This window comes from Pseudoalteromonas sp. TAB23, from assembly GCF_000498075.1.
GTDB lineage: Bacteria > Pseudomonadota > Gammaproteobacteria > Enterobacterales > Alteromonadaceae > Pseudoalteromonas > Pseudoalteromonas arctica.
Map to the genome: position 1 here is coordinate 1 of NZ_AUTP01000319.1, position 17664 is coordinate 17664.

Annotated in this window: 19 protein-coding genes and 2 pseudogenes; 10 read left to right on the forward strand and 11 right to left on the reverse strand. The window is 38.7% G+C overall.

Annotated elements, in window-relative coordinates:
- Positions 1–323: pseudogene (locus L654_RS0120870) on the reverse strand (sodium:proton antiporter); the annotation flags it as partial.
- Between the two features lie 187 nt (positions 324–510).
- Between L654_RS0120870 and metG the strand changes: the two are divergent.
- From metG to L654_RS0120885, 3 genes are all read left to right on the forward strand, one after another.
- Entirely contained in the window at positions 511–2532 is a 2022-nt protein-coding gene (metG, locus tag L654_RS0120875) for a methionine--tRNA ligase (protein ID WP_024608958.1), read from the forward strand.
- A gap of 116 nt (positions 2533–2648) precedes the next feature.
- The gene (locus tag L654_RS1000000128400) at positions 2649–2840 is read left to right on the forward strand and encodes a hypothetical protein (protein WP_029753733.1); all 192 of its coding nucleotides are present in this window, start codon (positions 2649–2651) and stop codon (positions 2838–2840) included.
- Between the two features lie 205 nt (positions 2841–3045).
- A complete protein-coding gene (locus tag L654_RS0120885; protein ID WP_033027973.1) occupies positions 3046–3561 on the forward strand; it encodes a bifunctional 4-hydroxy-2-oxoglutarate aldolase/2-dehydro-3-deoxy-phosphogluconate aldolase in 516 nt (171 codons plus the stop codon).
- Positions 3562–3597: 36 nt separating this feature from the next.
- Here L654_RS0120885 and lepB read toward each other — a convergent pair whose 3' ends face one another.
- A complete protein-coding gene (lepB, locus tag L654_RS0120890) occupies positions 3598–4248 on the reverse strand; it encodes a signal peptidase I (RefSeq protein ID WP_024608959.1) in 651 nt (216 codons plus the stop codon).
- A 183-nt stretch (positions 4249–4431) separates the two neighbouring features.
- Here lepB and L654_RS01000000126550 point away from each other — a divergent pair.
- Positions 4432–4897 (forward strand): annotated as a pseudogene (locus L654_RS01000000126550) (fasciclin domain-containing protein).
- Between the two features lie 81 nt (positions 4898–4978).
- Here the strand turns inward: L654_RS01000000126550 and L654_RS0120900 are convergent.
- The 3 genes from L654_RS0120900 to aceK form a co-directional block, all read right to left on the reverse strand.
- Positions 4979–5230, reverse strand: coding sequence for a DUF2999 family protein (locus L654_RS0120900; RefSeq protein ID WP_007582532.1), 252 nt, complete (start codon positions 5228–5230; stop codon positions 4979–4981).
- Positions 5231–5292: 62 nt separating this feature from the next.
- Positions 5293–6255 carry a zinc-binding dehydrogenase gene (locus L654_RS0120905; RefSeq protein WP_024608960.1) on the reverse strand — a complete coding sequence of 321 codons (963 nt, stop codon included), beginning with the start codon at positions 6253–6255 and terminating at the stop codon, positions 5293–5295.
- A 64-nt stretch (positions 6256–6319) separates the two neighbouring features.
- Positions 6320–8092, reverse strand: a complete 1773-nt coding sequence (gene aceK / locus L654_RS0120910) for a bifunctional isocitrate dehydrogenase kinase/phosphatase (protein WP_024608961.1) — start codon at positions 8090–8092, stop codon at positions 6320–6322.
- Positions 8093–8473: 381 nt separating this feature from the next.
- Here aceK and L654_RS0120915 point away from each other — a divergent pair, with 381 nt between their 5' ends.
- The 3 genes from L654_RS0120915 (at position 8474) to L654_RS0120925 (ending at position 10552) form a co-directional block, all read left to right on the forward strand.
- Entirely contained in the window at positions 8474–9421 is a 948-nt protein-coding gene (locus L654_RS0120915) for a LysR family transcriptional regulator (RefSeq protein WP_024608962.1), read from the forward strand.
- A gap of 74 nt (positions 9422–9495) precedes the next feature.
- Positions 9496–9702, forward strand: a complete 207-nt coding sequence (locus L654_RS0120920) for a hypothetical protein (protein WP_008169332.1) — start codon at positions 9496–9498, stop codon at positions 9700–9702.
- A gap of 418 nt (positions 9703–10120) precedes the next feature.
- Positions 10121–10552: a hypothetical protein gene (locus L654_RS0120925; RefSeq protein ID WP_010554222.1), complete on the forward strand. Its 432-nt coding sequence runs from the start codon at positions 10121–10123 to the stop codon at positions 10550–10552.
- A 12-nt stretch (positions 10553–10564) separates the two neighbouring features.
- Here L654_RS0120925 and icd read toward each other — a convergent pair whose 3' ends face one another.
- Positions 10565–11833, reverse strand: a complete 1269-nt coding sequence (gene icd, locus L654_RS0120930; RefSeq protein WP_024608963.1) for an NADP-dependent isocitrate dehydrogenase — start codon at positions 11831–11833, stop codon at positions 10565–10567.
- Positions 11834–12020: 187 nt separating this feature from the next.
- Between icd and L654_RS0120935 the strand changes: the two genes are divergently transcribed.
- Complete coding sequence (locus tag L654_RS0120935; RefSeq protein ID WP_024608964.1) at positions 12021–12824, forward strand: hypothetical protein; 804 nt, start codon at positions 12021–12023, stop codon at positions 12822–12824.
- Here L654_RS0120935 and L654_RS0120940 read toward each other — a convergent pair.
- Positions 12821–13372 carry a hypothetical protein gene (locus tag L654_RS0120940; RefSeq protein WP_024608965.1) on the reverse strand — a complete coding sequence of 184 codons (552 nt, stop codon included), beginning with the start codon at positions 13370–13372 and terminating at the stop codon, positions 12821–12823. The two genes, L654_RS0120935 and L654_RS0120940, sit on opposite strands and share 4 nt — an antisense overlap.
- A gap of 369 nt (positions 13373–13741) precedes the next feature.
- Between L654_RS0120940 and L654_RS1000000128405 the strand changes: the two genes are divergently transcribed.
- The gene (locus L654_RS1000000128405) at positions 13742–13909 is read left to right on the forward strand and encodes a hypothetical protein (RefSeq protein ID WP_002961566.1); all 168 of its coding nucleotides are present in this window, start codon (positions 13742–13744) and stop codon (positions 13907–13909) included.
- A 139-nt stretch (positions 13910–14048) separates the two neighbouring features.
- Positions 14049–14891 (forward strand): transporter substrate-binding domain-containing protein, encoded by an 843-nt coding sequence (locus tag L654_RS0120950; protein WP_024608966.1) that lies wholly within the window; start codon positions 14049–14051, stop codon positions 14889–14891.
- Between the two features lie 84 nt (positions 14892–14975).
- Here the strand turns inward: L654_RS0120950 and L654_RS0120955 are convergent, their stop codons facing one another.
- The 4 genes from L654_RS0120955 to L654_RS0120970 all read right to left on the reverse strand — a co-directional run.
- On the reverse strand, positions 14976–15557 hold the full coding sequence (locus tag L654_RS0120955) for a YceI family protein (protein ID WP_024608967.1): 582 nt from the start codon (positions 15555–15557) through the stop codon (positions 14976–14978).
- A gap of 1 nt (position 15558) precedes the next feature.
- A complete protein-coding gene (locus tag L654_RS0120960) occupies positions 15559–16110 on the reverse strand; it encodes a cytochrome b (protein WP_024608968.1) in 552 nt (183 codons plus the stop codon).
- Between the two features lie 145 nt (positions 16111–16255).
- Complete coding sequence (locus L654_RS0120965; protein WP_024608969.1) at positions 16256–17092, reverse strand: ScpA family protein; 837 nt, start codon at positions 17090–17092, stop codon at positions 16256–16258.
- 6 nt (positions 17093–17098) lie between these two features.
- Positions 17099–17664: L-threonylcarbamoyladenylate synthase (locus L654_RS0120970; protein ID WP_024608970.1), on the reverse strand; the 566-nt coding region annotated here is incomplete at its 5' end.

The following is a 17664-nucleotide window of genomic DNA, read 5'->3' on the forward strand; positions in this document are numbered from 1 at the left end:
CCGCCTTTGCCTGAGGCAATAAGCACAATATGTTTAATCGCCTTAAACTTAGCTGCCTCTTTAATGATAACCTTGGCGCTAATTGTTACAGGCACATTTAAGCTTTCACTTACGTGTTGCTCAACTAAAGGCATTTCTGATTGCCCAGCAAATGGCAGGATTAATTTAATGTGTAGTGATTTATCGTCATTTTGAGTAATAGTATCAATGAAGCTTCCGTCAATACCGACGGCAAAAGCCGCACTACGATATGCCGCTAAGGCAGTAATAATCGGTTGTTTTTGCACCGATTTAGAAGAGAATAGTTTCGACAGTCCAAACATAGCAATTAAATAGCGTTTCTTTGATGAAAAGTGCCACGGAATTATGTAACATTCAGGGCATTAACACCAGTCAATTAATAAAAATCCATAAGCTGTGCGCACTCTAAGCAGATAGCTTGTAGATAAATTAATGATAATTGCCGTTTGTATAATAAAAACGGCGTTTTATCCTCAATTCGGAATGATTATGACGCAGCGAAAGATCCTGATTACCAGCGCATTACCTTATGCAAATGGCCCTACTCACTTAGGTCATTTATTGGAATATATTCAAACTGATATTTGGTCACGTTTTCAAAAACTACAGGGCCACGAAGCTTATTATGTTTGCGCAGACGATGCCCACGGCACACCAATTATGCTTAATGCGCAAAAGCAAGGGATCACGCCTGAAGAAATGGTAAAACAAGTGAGCATAGAGCGCCAACGCGACTTCGCTGACTTTAATATCAAATTTGATAACTACCACAGCACGCACAGCCAAGAAAACAAAGAATTAAGCGAACTTATTTATAACCGCCTAAACGATGCCGGTCATATTAAAAAGCACACTATTTCGCAATTATTCGATCCAGAAAAAGGTATTTTCTTACCCGATCGTTTTGTAACAGGTACTTGCCCAACGTGTAAGTCTGAAAACCAAAACGGCGACAGTTGTGATTCCTGTGGTGCTACATACAGCCCAACCGAACTCATTAATCCGCGTTCTGTAATGTCGGGTGCTGAGCCTGTACTTAAAGATTCTGAGCATTACTTTTTTGACCTGCCAGCATTTGAAGGCATGCTAAAAGAGTGGTTACACTCGGGCACTATTCAACAAGAAATGGCTAACAAGCTAGACGAATGGTTTACCGATGGCCTGCAGCAGTGGGATATTAGCCGTGATGCGCCTTACTTTGGTTTTGAAATTCCAAATGCACCAGGCAAATATTTTTACGTTTGGTTAGATGCACCTATTGGTTACATGGCGAGCTTTAAAAACCTGTGTGACAAAAAAGGCATCAACTTTGATGAGTTTTGGGCTGAAGGTTCAGACGCTGAGCTTTATCACTTTATTGGTAAAGACATTATCTACTTCCACAGCTTATTTTGGCCAGCAATGTTAGAAGGCGCTAACTTTAGAAAGCCAACTAACGTATTCGCTCATGGTTTTGTCACTGTAAATGGCGAAAAAATGTCTAAATCAAAGGGTACGTTTATTAAAGCGCGTACTTATTTAGATAACTTAAACCCAGAGTACTTACGTTACTACTACGCAGCAAAATTAAGCAGCGGTATTGTTGACCTTGATTTAAACCTAGAAGACTTTGCACAGCGCGTAAATTCAGACCTAGTAGGTAAAGTAGTAAACATAGCGAGCCGTTGTGCTGGCTTTATTACTAAAAAGTTTGATGGCAAGCTAAGCAGCACAATTATGCAACCAGAGCTGTTAGCTGAATTTCAAGCGGCTGCACCGAGCATTACAACACACTACGAAAACCGCGATTACAGCCGCGCAATTCGCGAAATCATGGCGCTTGCCGACAAAGCAAATCAGTTTATTGATGGCGCAGCACCTTGGGTATTAATTAAAGACGAAACTAAGCAACAAGAAGCACACGAAGTTTGCTCTCTTGGTCTTAATTTGTTCCGTGTTTTAATTACTTACTTAAAACCAGTGCTACCAGAAATGGCCAGCAACGTACAAGCGTTTTTAAATGACGACCTTGCATGGGACGGCGTTCAAAATGCACTCGTAAGCCACCCTATCAATAAATTTAAACCGTTAATGCAACGTGTTGAAATGGATAAAGTAAATAAAATGGTTGAAGAATCTAAAGAAAGCTTAGCGCCAAAAGTAACTATTGACCCTAACAGCCCACTTGCAAAAGAGCCGATTAGCGACGAAATAGAATTTGATGACTTTGCAAAAGTAGATTTACGCGTAGCTAAAATTGCTAAAGCAGAGCACGTAGAAGGCGCAGATAAACTACTTAAGCTAACACTTGATTTAGGCGGAGAAACTCGCCAAGTGTTTGCAGGTATTAAATCAGCTTACGCACCAGAGGATCTTGAAGGTAAGTTAACCGTTATGGTCGCTAACCTTAAGCCTCGTAAAATGCGCTTTGGTATGTCGGAGGGCATGGTATTAGCAGCAGGTCCTGGCGGAAAAGAAATTTATATTCTTAACCCAGATGATGGCTCAGAGCCTGGTATGCGCGTAATGTAATATTACTCATACAATAAAAACCGCTGATACATCAGCGGTTTTTTTATGGGCAAAAGCAATGTTTAGTCGTATATTCAATACGAATGCCTCTGTATTAAATAAAGTGAATTGTAATTATGACCCAAATTTTAGATGCCAACAGAATAAAAGTAAGTAGCCAAATAAAACAACACAAATTAGTCGCCATACTGCGCTTAAAGCAACAAGGTGATGTAGCACCATTAATTGATTGCTTCGGGCCTGTTTATCTTTCGAGGTTAAATTTGCAGCAGACTGTTTGGTGTTTAGGCAAGGCAGAGCCTATGTAGTGTGGTTATTCCCCATAAATAGGCGATAACGCAGCATAAATGCCAAACATGCGCTGCCCGAAGGGTTCTGTCTAGGGGCAATTTACTCTTTGTTGCTCGGTTTTTACTTAGCCCACTAGGTTACAAACCTCGCGCCGCGATTAAATAACCCCTAGATTGAACAAATTTTAATCCTGAAAGGTCAACAGGCCCTAGTAATGCGGGCATAAACGCACTCGAGATCACCTCAAATACACCGGGCTTTGAGCAAGAAATAGCAAAAGCTCGTGTAGCTCATAAAAACGCACTTATTGGTGCAGGCACAATAATTAACACCACCCTTGCTCAGCAAGCAATTGATGCAGGCGCGCAGTTTATTGTAACGCCAAATACCAACAAGTCGGTTGTCGAACTTGCCCACCAGCACGGGTTACCGGTATTAATGGGCGCGCTAACACCTACCGATGTAGCAAATGCAATTGAGTATAAGGCAGATATTATTAAGGTATTTCCTGCGGGCAGTATGGGCGTTGGTTACTTTAAAGCATTAACAGGTCCATTTTCAGAAGCACAATTAATACCTGTTGGTGGTGTGAATTTAGATAATTTATCACAGTGGTTTGAAGCAGGTGCTTGTGGCGCGGCAGTAAGTGGCGATTTTTGTAAGGTATTAAATACCGAACAAGAGCGTAGTGTTCTTACCAAGCTTGTAAAAAAATATATAAGTAAACTGCCTAAATAGGCAGTTATATTTTAACTATAAAATTAATCATCTTTTTTAATTGAGCTTTTTCAACACGCGGTCTTTTCTTGGTAGGTAATAGTTATCGTAATCAAGTGAGACTATAACGCGCTCTGCTTTTCCTAATAACTCATTACGCGGAATTAAACCTATTACACGCGAGTCAGCGCTATTGTCGCGGTTATCGCCCATTGCTAAATAATAATCATCAGGAATTGTAATTGCGTCAAAGCCCGATAAACGTGAAGGAATATTTGCCACTCTTATCGAATGCGCTAACCCGTTTAAATCTTCAATTTTATCAAGCGAGTCTATGTTGATTCGCTGATCTGCATAATTAAGTTTTTTACCATTAATAATGAGCTCATTATTTTCAAGCGCAACGGTGTCTCCTGGCACACCAATTACACGTTTAATTAAACGGTTATCGGCAGCTTGTGAGTCAAAAACAATAATATCACCAGCTAGTGGGTCAGCTAATTTAAGTAGTTTTATATGCGTAAATGGGACTCGAATATCGTAGGCCATTTTATCGGTAAGTATTCTGTCACCTTCTTGAATTGTCGGTTTCATTGAACCTGTTGGCACTTCGTACCAATCGGCTACAGCGCTTCTAAATACGCTCATTAGTGCAATAAATACGATAAGAGAGCGGTTATTTTTCCAAAACTTATAAACTAATTTCATGCCTATTCCCTTCAATTGAACAAGTATTTAATTGAGTAACTGTTTATATGACTTTGCTAATTAGCTGCAGTTCAATCAATGATGTAACAAAACATGTTGACTACTAATTTTAATTGATCGATTAAATTTAGAGCGTCGTAACATTTAACGAAACCAACGGGTATTAACTTAAAGGAAAATAAAATGTTTAAGAAAATTACTACTGCATTATTGTTTACAACTGCAAGCCTTGGATTTACTACAATGGCTTATGCTGATCATCATGGTATGAAAAAAGACGTTGTTGAAGTANCCGTTGAAAATGGTTCGTTCACTACTCTTGTTGCTGCTGTTAAAGCCGCAGGTTTAGTTGAAACACTGCAAGGTAAAGGACCCTTTACTATTTTTGCACCAACAGATGCTGCATTTTCTAAATTACCTGAAGGCACTGTTGAAATGCTACTCAAGCCTGAAAACAAAGACAAGCTAACGGCGGNCAGCCGATGTAATGAATGTAGACAGTGCGAAAACACTACAAGGCCAATCAGTTATGGTTAAAGCCGACAGCATGGGCGTAATGATAAATGACGCTAAAGTTGTAAAAGCTGATGTAAAAGCAAGCAACGGCGTAATTCATGTTATCGACACAGTACTACTTCCAAAAGAGTAGTCATAAAAGAATAAGCCAAATAAAAAAGCATAAGTAAATACTTATGCTTTTTTATTGTTTTATGTTTTATCACATAAAAAATTATTGATTTAGTTTTTCTTTCGCTTCTTTTACTTTTTCAAAATCTAAACCAAGTTCGTCAGTCGCTTCTTTAATAAGGTGCGGTTGAGTCATTACGACTGCCATTAGTTGCTGTAGTTTTTCTGGCGGAATACCAAGCTCTTGAACAAGCGCCATTGCCATCATTGGGTTTTGAGTAAACGCTTCAAACAATGCTTTTACTTTTTCGTCGCTTACATTGTGCTCTTTAAGTATTGCTAGTATTGGATTCATTATTAAACCTTAAGTGTTTTTTGTAGGGCTTAGTATATGGGCTAAACCCTAAAATTAAAGAGTTACTCTACAAGTAAAACAACTTTACCAGCATTTTCATTACGCTCTAAAATAGCATGAGCTTCGTTTGCGTCGCTCCAAGGCAATGTTTTATACAAGTTAAAGTCGTACTTTTTAGTGGCAATATCATTGTAAAAGCGTGCTACAAAGTCGTCGCGTACTTGGCGTTTAAACTCAATACTACGATTTCTAAGCGTTGAGGCATGAAACGAAATACGTTTGCGTAAAAGCGCTGCAAAATCAACTTCTGCAAAACGTCCATCTAAAAATGCAAGCATTACAATTTGGCAATCCATCGCTGCAATAGCGGCATTTTTATTTAAGTAACTACCCGAAACAGGATCTACAATTGCATTAGCTGTTAACTCATTTGCTTTCATATATTCTACAAAGTCAGTGGTTTTGTAGTTAATGACATGATCGGCACCGAGTTCTTTTGCGTGTTGGCATTTTTCATCCGTACCGGCAGTAATAACCACGGTAGCACCTGCACTTTTAGCCATTTGAATTGCTGCACCGCCCACACCACTAGCACCTGCATGAATAAGCGCTGTTTGCCCTTTTTGCAATTTACCAAGCTCAAATAATGCGCCAAATGCTGTTAGGTACACTTCGCTTATTGCAGCGCCTTCAGCCATTGTTACATCATCGGGTAATTCCATAAGCTGCTTTGCATCAACGGCTACATATTCACTGTAAGCGCCACCAGAACACAAAGCAAAAACACGTTTATTAAGCCAAACTCTATCAACTTTACCGCCAATATCGCTAACAACACCGGCACACTCTAAACCTAAAATAGGGCTATCTCCCGCAGGGGCCGGGTATTTACCTTGGCGCTGCATACTGTCTGCACGGTTTACACCTATTGCTGCAACTTTAACAAGTACTTCATAGCTCTTTAAAACCGGTTTTTCGGTTTCACTAAATGCAAGATTACCATCTTCATGAGAAATATATTTCATTGTTGCTCCAAGTTTAAAAACTGTAATAACATATAGATGGGGATGAACACAGATTCAAACAACCTCAAAAGCGCCAACTTTGTTTGTAAGGATAAACATCGGGTAAAAAACCATTGTGTACTTGTTGTTGACAACCTTGCCAAAACGTCGCTAAAAACAAGTTACTGTGCTCATTATTAAAATAATTAAACGCAATCTCGTTGGCGCTAAAAAACACCTTAAATTGGCTCGGAAATATATCGTTTTCAGCTATATCAAAATACGAGTTACTACTTAGCTCTTCAAGTGCATTTTGGGTTTGTGGTACCTCTCTAAAGTTGCAATCGGTTAGTGGGCAAATTTCGTCAAAGTCGTAAAACACCACTCGCCCCCATCGCGTTACGCCAAAGTTTTTCATTAGCATGTCGCCCGGAAATATATTAGCACCGGCTAATTCTTTAATTGCTTTACCGTAATCATGCATAACTCTCTCTAAGGTTTTGTTATCGCATTGGGTAATATATAAATTAAGCGGGGTCATTTTACGCTCAACATAAACGTGCTTTAAAATAAGTGCCTTGCCAGATATAACCATGCTGCTACCAATTTGGCTTTTCATCTGCTCAAGCAGCTCGTCGCTAAAACGGCTTAAATCAAACGCTAAATATCTAAATTCGTGTGTGTCTACCAAACGACCAACCCTATCGGCTTGTTTTACAAAGTTATACTTTTCTTTCACTTGTGCTTTGGTGGCTGTTTTTGGCGCACTAAATTTGTCTTTAATTACTTTATAAACGTAATCTAGCCCTTCAATAGTAAATACTAGCATTACCATACCTGGCGTCCCTGGTGCTGTAACATACTTAAAGTTGGCTGGACTATTTTTAGTCGTATCAACCTTGTGCCGATAAAACTCAGTTTTGGCGTGCTTTATAAAACCAATGGCGTTAAATAACTCAAAGCGCTGTTTATGTGGCATTAACACACTTAAGTAATCTACATAACGAGCGGGCTTATCGGTATCAACCATAAAATAGGTGCGTGCAAAACCAAATAATAAACTTAATTGATCGGCGCCCATCATTACAGCATCAAGCTTTAGTCCCTCATCGGTATTTAGAATAGCAATGGCAAAAGGCATATTGTCGCCATTTTTAGCAATACAGCGCCCAATTAAATAACAGGCTTTGTTTCTAAAAAATAATGAGTTGGCGTATTCAATATACCCATCGTTTAAATTTATAAGTTCGTACACCTGTTTGCATTGCTGCTTAGCGCCTTGCATTAACGTACTTTGTAATGTGGCTACATCGCGTTCTAAATGACTAAACGGCACTCTAAATACTTGATTAGTAATAAGCGTTTTAACGGCGTTATTAAACCCATTATGTAGCGATACCCTGCTCACTAAGCTTTCATAAGAGCGTGGCTCACTACGATACTTTGCTTTTAATACAAACAAATGCACAGTACGAATTTTTTTATCGTCCCAAATTGCCCCAAACGTTGAGTTAAAAAATGTATGCGCAATGGGTTTATTTTCGTGATTTTCTACCATATCGCCGTAAATATTTTTAGCTAACTGCCACGTTTGCGGGCAAGTAAGTTCAGCGTAAGCAATAACTCTCACGGCTTCACTCACGTTTTTTACTTCGCGCTCATACACTTGTAAACGTTCACGCATAGCACTTTGTACACTGTGATACTGTCGTTGTTCAAAACGGCTTTGTGCACCCAGTGTAATATTTAAAAATTGCGAAAACATCGCCTCAAATCCAGCAAAAACAGATCGTGCAAGCTTACTGGCTACAACGTGTTGTAGCGCATTATTAGATTGATTTGTTAGCTTATTTTGCATAAATACAGCACTTATATTGATGCCAGTTATGGCGGTTATTTTTTATTAATAGTTTACACCTTAGCAAGCAGGCTTTAATTTAGATAATTAATAAAGCATATAAATAGAATTTATTGGGCGTATTGACCTTTCGAGGTTAATTTTGCAGCCGTGTATTTGGTTTTTAAGCAAGGCAAAGTACATGTAGTGTGGTGACTCCCCATAAATGTACTTTAACGCTGCATAAAGGCCAAATACACACTGCCCATAGGGTTCTTTCTAGGGACAATTAACTCTTTGTTGCTCGATTTTTACTTAGCCCACTAGGTGGCAAACCTCGCGCCGCGATTAAATCGCCCCTAGATTGAACAAATTTCAACCCTGAAAGGCCAACACGCCCATATGAATATAAGAAACGTCGACCTCAACTTGTTAGTTTACTTAAATGTACTCATCGATGAAAAAAGTGTTTCAAAAGCTGCAAATAAACTCGCGCTTACTCAACCGGCTATGAGTAACGCATTAAAACGTTTGCGCGATTTATTTGACGACCCGCTACTTGTGCGTGCCGCAGGCTCTATGACGCCAACGGCAAAGGCACTTGCATTAAAGCCTGAAGTTGAGGCCCTATTAAAAATGGCTGAAGCTATTACGCAGCCTAGTGAGCAGTTTAACCCAGCAACTGCTGAAGTTACGTTTAGAATAATGGCAAACGACTACATAGAGTCGACCTTAATAGCCCCTTTTATAACGGCGCAGCTTAGTAAAAATCCAGGTATTAATTTTGATGTATTAAGCCCAAGCGACGTAAACCTGCAAGACATGGAAAAAGGCACTATTGATTTAGCAATAAACCGCTTTAATGGCCTACCACGCTCGTTTCATCAAGCCAGTGTATGGCGAGATAACTACTGTTGTTTAACCCATCCTAAAAATACATTTTTACAACAATCAGGGTTAGACGACTACTTACAAAAAGAACATATTTGGGTAAACCGTGCAGGTTGGGGGCCGGAGGCCGCTGTTACTAATAAATCGGGAAAGCAAAAATTAGGCTGGGTAGATGAAGCGCTTTGGCAACTAGAACAAACCCGTAAAATACGTGTTTTTACTCGCCACTACATGGTCGCAAGCCTGCTTTGCCAATCAGAGCAACTTATTGCCACCCTACCGCGCAGGCAAGCTAAGTTATTAACCTCTCATACTGATTTAGTAATCAGCCCTGTACCATTTCAAATAGTGCCTATTGAAGTAAAAATGATATGGAGCCCACTGCTGCACCATGCCCCTGCACACCAATGGTTAAGACGTGAGTTATTAGCGTTTGCTAAAACGATTGCAGATAGATAAATTAAATACAGATATGTTGAGTTATAAGTTTCGAACAAGCTCGGTTTTATACAATAACTTCAAATGGAGAAAAAATGGATAGTGCATCAATAATTGCGTGGAGTGTTTTGTTTGGCGGCATAGGTATTGGCTACCTTACTTACGGGCGAAGAAAAAAAGCCGTAGTACCACTTTGTATTGGTTTATCGTTATTGGTGTTTCCGTACTTTATGACCAGTGTTAGCATGCTACTGATTGTAGGCGCTATTTTAGTGGCTATTCCCTACTTTATTAAAATTTAACATTGTTATTGCTATTGTGACGGCTAAATAAAATACACGCGAAAAATAAAAAAGCGCCACGGTATTCAACTTTGGGAAAATACCGTGGCGCTTTTGGAAATCGTCGATATAGGAATCTACCTACAGCGTATTATTAGCAAGCTTAGTACCAACTTCATAAAATAATTAAAATTCAATAAAAACAATTAACTAAAATTCCTTCTTTATTCCTTAACTCCTCCCCTTGTTCCAGTTTTGTGCACACTTTCCCCGCATTGCACCAAATTAATTAGTATTATTTAGATATGTTTTCTATTTTTTATTTAGTTTTAAAACTTACTATTGATAAAATCAATATCAGTTATTGAAAACAACAATTTTATTAATAATACACTTAGCGCTAGAGTGAAGTTAAGCCAACAAACTAAGAGTAATTATTATGACAACAGCTTCTTTCACACGCCAAGACGGATTATTCATCGATGCTAACTTACATCAGTTCATTGAAGAGCAGTTATGCACTAAAGCTAACACCACTGAAACTTACCAAGCGTTAGCTACTTTAGTTGATGAGTTTGGTTGTAAATGCCGTAAAACAAAACATCAACCAGATGATGTATTAGAAGTTGATACATTATTAAATGCATACCAACTCAAAAATCATCCACTTTGCCATGTTGATGCACAAACTACGGAAGCCGTTTTAGACGAATATTGCTGCCAGGTTCCTGCAATTATTGTTGTTGCGTTAATGGATACGCTTAGTGGTACGCAGTGCGATGAACCCCAAGCACATGAGATTTACCATCGTGCAGCGCAGTTAACCAACCGCCCTTGTATGCACAGAGTAAAAACTGCCTCAGCAGCTTAATAATGGATGTATTTAAAAGTGCTCGATAACCTTCTTTGCAAAGCCAGTACAAGTTAAGGTTGTCGAGTTATGAATACTTGAGTTATCGCTCTGCTCTTTTGCTAAATCAAAGGTTACTTCACCGCTTTTAAATGTTTGCTCTAACGCATTTTCTATGAGTAATGCGGCTTCGTCCCATCCCATAAATTTAAGCATTAATACCGCACTTAAAATACTACTGCTGGGGTTTGCTTTATTTTGCCCTGCTATACGTTCAAACGTGCCATGTGTAGGCTCAAAAAATGCGACATCGTTATTTAAATTTGCAGCGGGCATTATGCCAACACCGCCAACTTGTGCACTGAGCATATCCGCTAAAAAGTCACCATTTTGGTTAGTAGTCACCACTACATCAAATTGCTCTGGATGCATTAAACATTGTTGCAGCATGTTGTCGGCTATGACTTCTTTAATAATTAAGGGCGCTTGGTGTGCTCGCTCTATTTGCAACCAACGCCCATTTTCATGTGCAGTGGCATTAAACTCGTTTTGTGCAAGTGCAAACCCCCAACGCTTAAATGCACCATCGGTAAATTTAAGTACATTACCTTTATGCACTAGCGTTAATGATTCATTATCGTTTTTAAGTGCATAGTTAATTGCAAAGCGCATTAGTCGCTCAGAGCCTTCTTTAGATATATTTTTAATACCAATTCCGCACTCTTGTGAAAACCTTAAGCGGGTTACGCCCATTTCCTCACATAAAAAATCGAGCATTTTTTCGCTTTCTACACTGCCTGCTTGCCACTCAATACCTGAGTACACGTCTTCGCTACTATCACGAAGCACTGTTATGTTTGTTAAAAAAGGGTTTTTTAAAGGAGAAGGGAGTGCACTAAAGCCTTTTATAGTGCGCATATTTACAAACAAATCCATTTCTTGCCTGAGTGCAACATTAAGAGATCGAAAGCCACCACCCAGTGGTGTGGTTAACGGCCCTTTTATGGCAATTTTACAGGCACGTACCGCGTTAATTGTTTCTTGCGGAAACCAATCACCGTCATACAGCTTTGCGGCCTGCTCGCCATTATAAACCTGCATCCAATGAATTTTCCGTGCACTTTTATAACAATACTCAATTGCACTATCAACAACATGGCGCATTACCGGCATAACATCTAGACCCACGCCATCGCCATCAATAAAGGCAATTATAGGTTCTAACGGTATTTGCCAATGTCCTTGTGCATCAATAGTGATATTTTGGCCGTGCTCAGGAACGTGAATATGCTGATACGTCATGGCTAAACCTAACTTAAAATAACGATTAATTGATTAAACCATGCTTAGCTAGGAGTGTCTGTATTTGTACTTTTATAGTTACTATCATTTTAAAAAATAAAGAATTAGGCGTGATTATTTATCCATTTAGTTGGTCTTGTATATTAAGCCTGGCGTACCAGTTATTAAATTACAGTGGAGCATTTTAATGAAATTCTTTTTTGTACTGCTACTATCAATCAGCTCTTTTAACGTATTAGCCGTTGAAGTAGTCATACATAACCTTAGCTCGCTCTCAAGTAATGCTCAAAATACGGTGTCTACATGGGTTAATCAAAGTGTTGAAAAAACACAAAATACTCTGGGACCTTTAAAACAAACCACATTGCCTATTTATTTAAAACCGCAATACTTCGCTTTTGAGCCTGTACCTTGGGCTACAGTTAAGCGCAATAACCCCGATGGGCTTGAACTACATATAGATCGCTATGCCAGTTTAAATGCATTCACTAAAGATTGGACGCTATACCATGAACTTTCGCATTTATATTTGCCGCTACTTCCTTACTCCGGTTTTTGGCTAAGCGAGGGTTTTGCCAGTTATATGCAAAACGTAATAATGCGTGACAGCGGTATAATTACCCAGCCGCAATTTGTACAACGTTTAAATGCTGGATTTGATCGTGCCCGCCTGCAAACTAAAACTAAAACACAGCCACTCAATAAGCTCTCTGCCGATATGTGGAAACAACGAGCCCAGCAACGTGTTTATTGGACGGGTGCGGCTTTTTTTGCACAGGCCGATTTGGAGCTACAAAAACAAGGTTTATCTGTCGCGGGTATAATAAAACAGTATCAAGTATGCTGTAGACCCGCTCGATCTAGTGCGAAAACCTTTATAAAAGAGTTAGATAAGCTATCCGGTAGTAGCGTTTTTACAACGCTGTATGCAAAATATAATACCCGCACCGATTTTCCTGATATTAGTAAAGAACAGCTAAACACGCTTTAACGGCTGCTCAGTTTTATATAGTTACTATATTCAACAAGCCCTTGCGCATTAAAATTGGTTGAGTACTCGTTCATAAAACCATGCAAAAAATTGGTTTTATAGCACTTAACATCCGCTTTGGTGCTTAAAGCTTTAATAACTTCATCAACATTAAAGTGACTCTCACTTGCTGGAAATATGAACTCACAGGGTACTTTTGCGCTTAAATTTAAATTATGTCTAATTTGCGACGGATAAAAGCCAATTAACTTTTTAAGGTGTGTATTGCCTGTTAATAACTGTGCCCGCCATGCTGCACTTGCCCCTGCACTAAAAGCAATACACGTCGTTGGCATTTTTAAACTCTCAAAGCATTTTTGAAGTTTGTCGGTGTATTTATCATGGCCACAGTGCTGTATAAAATTGTTGTAACTATCTTGTTCACTTTCAATAGCTTGAAACTTGTTATTGTAAGGGTCAACAATAACTAAATTTGAACTAATTGCCTGTGATAACCTCCTTAAAGCAGGGGTTAAACCATAAATATCACTCACTATTAGGTAATTCATACTTATCCTTTGGTAACTAAAAATGGGCTTTGTAAGCAGTTGATAAGATTTATTATAAATATTTTTACAAAAATAGCTTGCACACAATTCATATATAAGTTACCTTCCCTCTCTGGTTTAAAGAAACCGCCGCGGTTAACCATTTACCCTGATCCAGTAAGCCCCGCAAAACGTATATTTGAAAGCTAAGTTATTGTACGGCGAGAACCCCTTGAATAATACCGAGATAATTTTTATTATCATCGCAAAAGTGTCATAAAGATCGTCAACACTGTAATGAAGCTAAACACAACATCGTTAATTTATTAACTGCAATTTGCTATAAAAATATAGCGCAGAATAAATAACAAGAATAAAGTGAGTTTTATTATGTCTTATAAATATAATGGGTCTATGATCCAAATCGCACATCCAGTGCAATCAATTTCAGTAAACAAACATCGTGTAATCTTTAGTGATACACAAGGTTTAAAAAATGCATTGTTTCAAAAAGCGAGTGATGCACGCCAGTTTGTTAAGTGGCTAAAAGCTAACTAAGCAACACATAACTTTAATTGCCCTTTTATTATTGCAATTATTGATAAGATATTATGCCAGCCTCGTTGCTGGCATTTTACTTTTTAGCTCTTTATTGGTTACAATAGTTTTACAATAATAATTACTGGCAGCTGTTGTAATGCTCCGTATATTTTTAACTTTCTTACTTTTTTTCTGTCTGAGCTCAATAGGCAATGCTAGAACCATAAACTGGCTAGCGCACGACTTTGCACCCTATTATATTTTAAATGGTCAATATCAACACCAAGGCCGTGACGAAAGCATAATTTCATTACTTGAAAAACAACTTCCTAATATTACCTTTAACCGCATGCTTATCCCTTCAGGTAAAGTAATCCAAGAGCTATCTAATACTTCAAATAATGTTTGTGCGTTATCGCTTTATAAAAATGATTACAGAAAAGAGCATATTTATTTTACAGAGGAGAGCTCAACAACGGGCCTCTCGCCTTCAATAGCAATGCACAAAAGACTCGCCAAAGCGTTAAATATAGCGGAATCAAAAGAAGTATCACTACTCAATTTAATACAAGACAAAAAACTAACTCTTGGGATCTCTATGAGCCGCTCTTATGGCCAAGAGATAGATACATTGATAAACAGTACGCCTAATATAGATTTAGTAATTAGACCCACTCGCGATAGCCTAGCGAGCCTCACATATATGCTTAACCTAAAACGAATTGATATTTTGCTGGGTTACCCAAGCGAGCATTACTATTTAGCTAAATCAATGCACTTTGAAGAAAACTTAACGCAGCGTCCATTAACCGAATCCCCAGCGCTCAGTTATGGTTTTATTGGCTGTACTAAAAACGAGCAAGGCGCAGAAGACATTGCTATTCTTAATGAGCAGCTTAAAGTTATTAAAAGAACGCAGGCTTATAATGATTTACTCATGCGCTGGTTGCCCGAGCATTTAAGGCCGCTATTACAGTCACGTATTAATAGCGCAAAATAAGCAAATTCGAAGTCGCTTAATTTGAGTTTCTGTTAAGCAAAAAAAACGCCACAGTAAGTGGCGTTTTTATATTAAATAATGGTATTACTGACGAACGCCTTCTATTGATAAAATAATATCAACATGAGTAGATGCAGGTCCTAAGTTGTAATCAATACCGTAGTCGGTAAGTTTAAGGCTGGTTTCGCCCTCAAAACCTACGCGGTAGCCGCCCCACGGATCTTTACCTTCGCCCACTTTATCTATTTCAAAGGTAATAGTGTTAGTTACGCCGTGCAGCGTAAACTCACCGGTTACATCAGCCTCTTCGCCGTCTTCATCAAATTTAATACTCGTGCTTTTAAATGTCGCTTTTGGGTATTTATCTACATTTAAAAAATCTTTACCATGTAAATGCTTATCGCGCTCTGCATGGTTAGAGTCAAGACTTGTGGTATCAATGTTTACCATAATTTTTGACGCATCAGGGTTTTTAGCATCGTAACTAAATGTGCCGTCAAAAGTATTAAAACGACCATATAACCAGCTGTAACCTAAGTGTTTAATTTTAAAGTTAACAGATGCGTGCCCGCCTTTTGTATCAATTACATAATCAGCTGCATTGGCGGNTGTTGCCGATAACATCATTGCAGCCGAAACGGCTGTGCTTACTAATAATTTTTTCATTTTAATCATCCTTTAATGGTTTGATCATTCTAATTAAGGTTTTATCTTTATCGATAAAGTGATGTTTTAACGCCCCTAGTGCATGCAATACTGCAAACCCGATTAATGTGCACGCGCCGTAATAATGTACTTTTCCTGCAATATCGGCTTGGTCATCAAAGGCAAAATCAAGCGCTGATACGTTAAATAAAGTAAATACTTCTATTGGACGCCCGTCTGCGGTTGATATTAAATACCCTGCAACAACAATAACAGCAAAAATAATATACATAGCAATATGCGCCGTATGCGCTAATTGGTTCATGCCTTTACTCTCACCTAATGGTTTAGGTTGTGTAGATAAAGCACGCCATAAAATTCTAAATAAAAATACGGCCACAAGCGTAATACCAATACTCTTATGTAAATCGAGTGAACCTTTATACCAGCTATCGTAATAAGTAAGCTCAACCATATATAAACCTAAACCAAACAGGCCAAAAATAGTCAGTGCCATGAGCCAATGTAAAATAATGGCGACAAGTCCGTAAGATGAAGGTGTATTTTTAAACATGTGTAACGTCCTATAATGCTATGACGTTACAATATAGTGCACAGCCGTAAATGAAAATAACATTTACAAACACTTTACGTGCGTATACGCACAGAACTTTATTATTTAAAGTCAGTTTTGCAAATAGATGATTAAACAGATAAGTTTATAGGGTGGATTGTTCGCTTAAGCTGACATAAATTAAGCTCTCAGGGCTTACTTGCAAACAGGTAACAAGTCCTTCTTTAATAAGCTCAAGCATAGCTATAAAACTAACCACTACACCACTTCGCCCTTCATTTGGGGTAAAAAGCGCATTAAATACCACTGCCGAGTTTGCTTGCGATAGTTGCTGTAATATTTGGCTCATTCTCTCTCGGGTTGAGAGTACTTCAGCAGTAATTTGATGATGTTCAAAGGTTTTAGCACGCGCCATTACACCACTCAACGCCAGCATTAAGTCTTTAAGTTCAATATCGGGGAGGTTTTGACTTGTATCTTCACTTATTGGCATAGCGGCATGCGCTATAAAAATATCACGACCAACACGAGGAATATCGTCGAGGTTTTCGGCGGCTTGTTTAAACAGCTCATACTCTTGCAGGCGTTTAATAAGCTCAGCGCGAGGATCTTCTTCCTCTTCAAGCTCTTCGTGTACAGGTAATAATAAGCGCGACTTAATTTGCGCAAGTAACGCAGCCATTACTAAATATTCACCAGCAAGTTCGAGCTGAAACTCGGTCATCATTTCTACATAACTTACGTACTGCTCTGTAATACTAAAAATAGAAAGTTCGAGCACATCAAGCTTATGCTTTTTAATTAAATAAAGCAGTAAATCGAGCGGGCCTTCAAAGGTTTCTAATATTATTTCGAGCGCGTCAGGTGGAATGTATAAATCTTCTGGTTTGTCTACAACCGCTTTACCATGCAAAAAAGCCAGTGGCAGCTTTTGCTGCACTGGCTTTTCACTATTTTTTGTATTCGCAGTGCTTTCGCTCACTCGCTATTACTCAAACGGGCTTGTATCACCACAGCCAACACGCAAAATCTTAATTTCATCTTCCGACAAATCGATTACCGTGGTTGCTTGCTCGGCTAAGTGGCCACCGTGAATAATTAAATCAACGTGTTTATCTAAACGCTCTAATATTTCATCAGGATCTGATTCTGTAAACTGCTCACCTGGTAAAATTAAAGAACACGACATTAACGGCTCACCAAGTTCGGCAAGCAACGCACAGGCTATTGGGTGTTCAATTACACGCATGCCAATGGTTTTTTTCTTGTCGTTTAATAAACGTTTAGGGACTTCTTTTGTGCCTTTAAAAATAAAGGTATAAGGCCCTGGCGTATTATTTTTTATTAACCTAAATAGCTGGTTATCTACGCGTGCGTAAGTAGATAGCTCCGATAAATCACGACAAACTAGCGTAAAATTATCGTTTTTTTCAATACCACGAATACGCTCTATGCGCTCTTTGGCTTGCTTATTACCAATGTTACAACCGATGGCGTAGCCCGAATCTGTTGGGTAAACAACAACGCCGCCTTGTTTAATAATATCAACGGCTT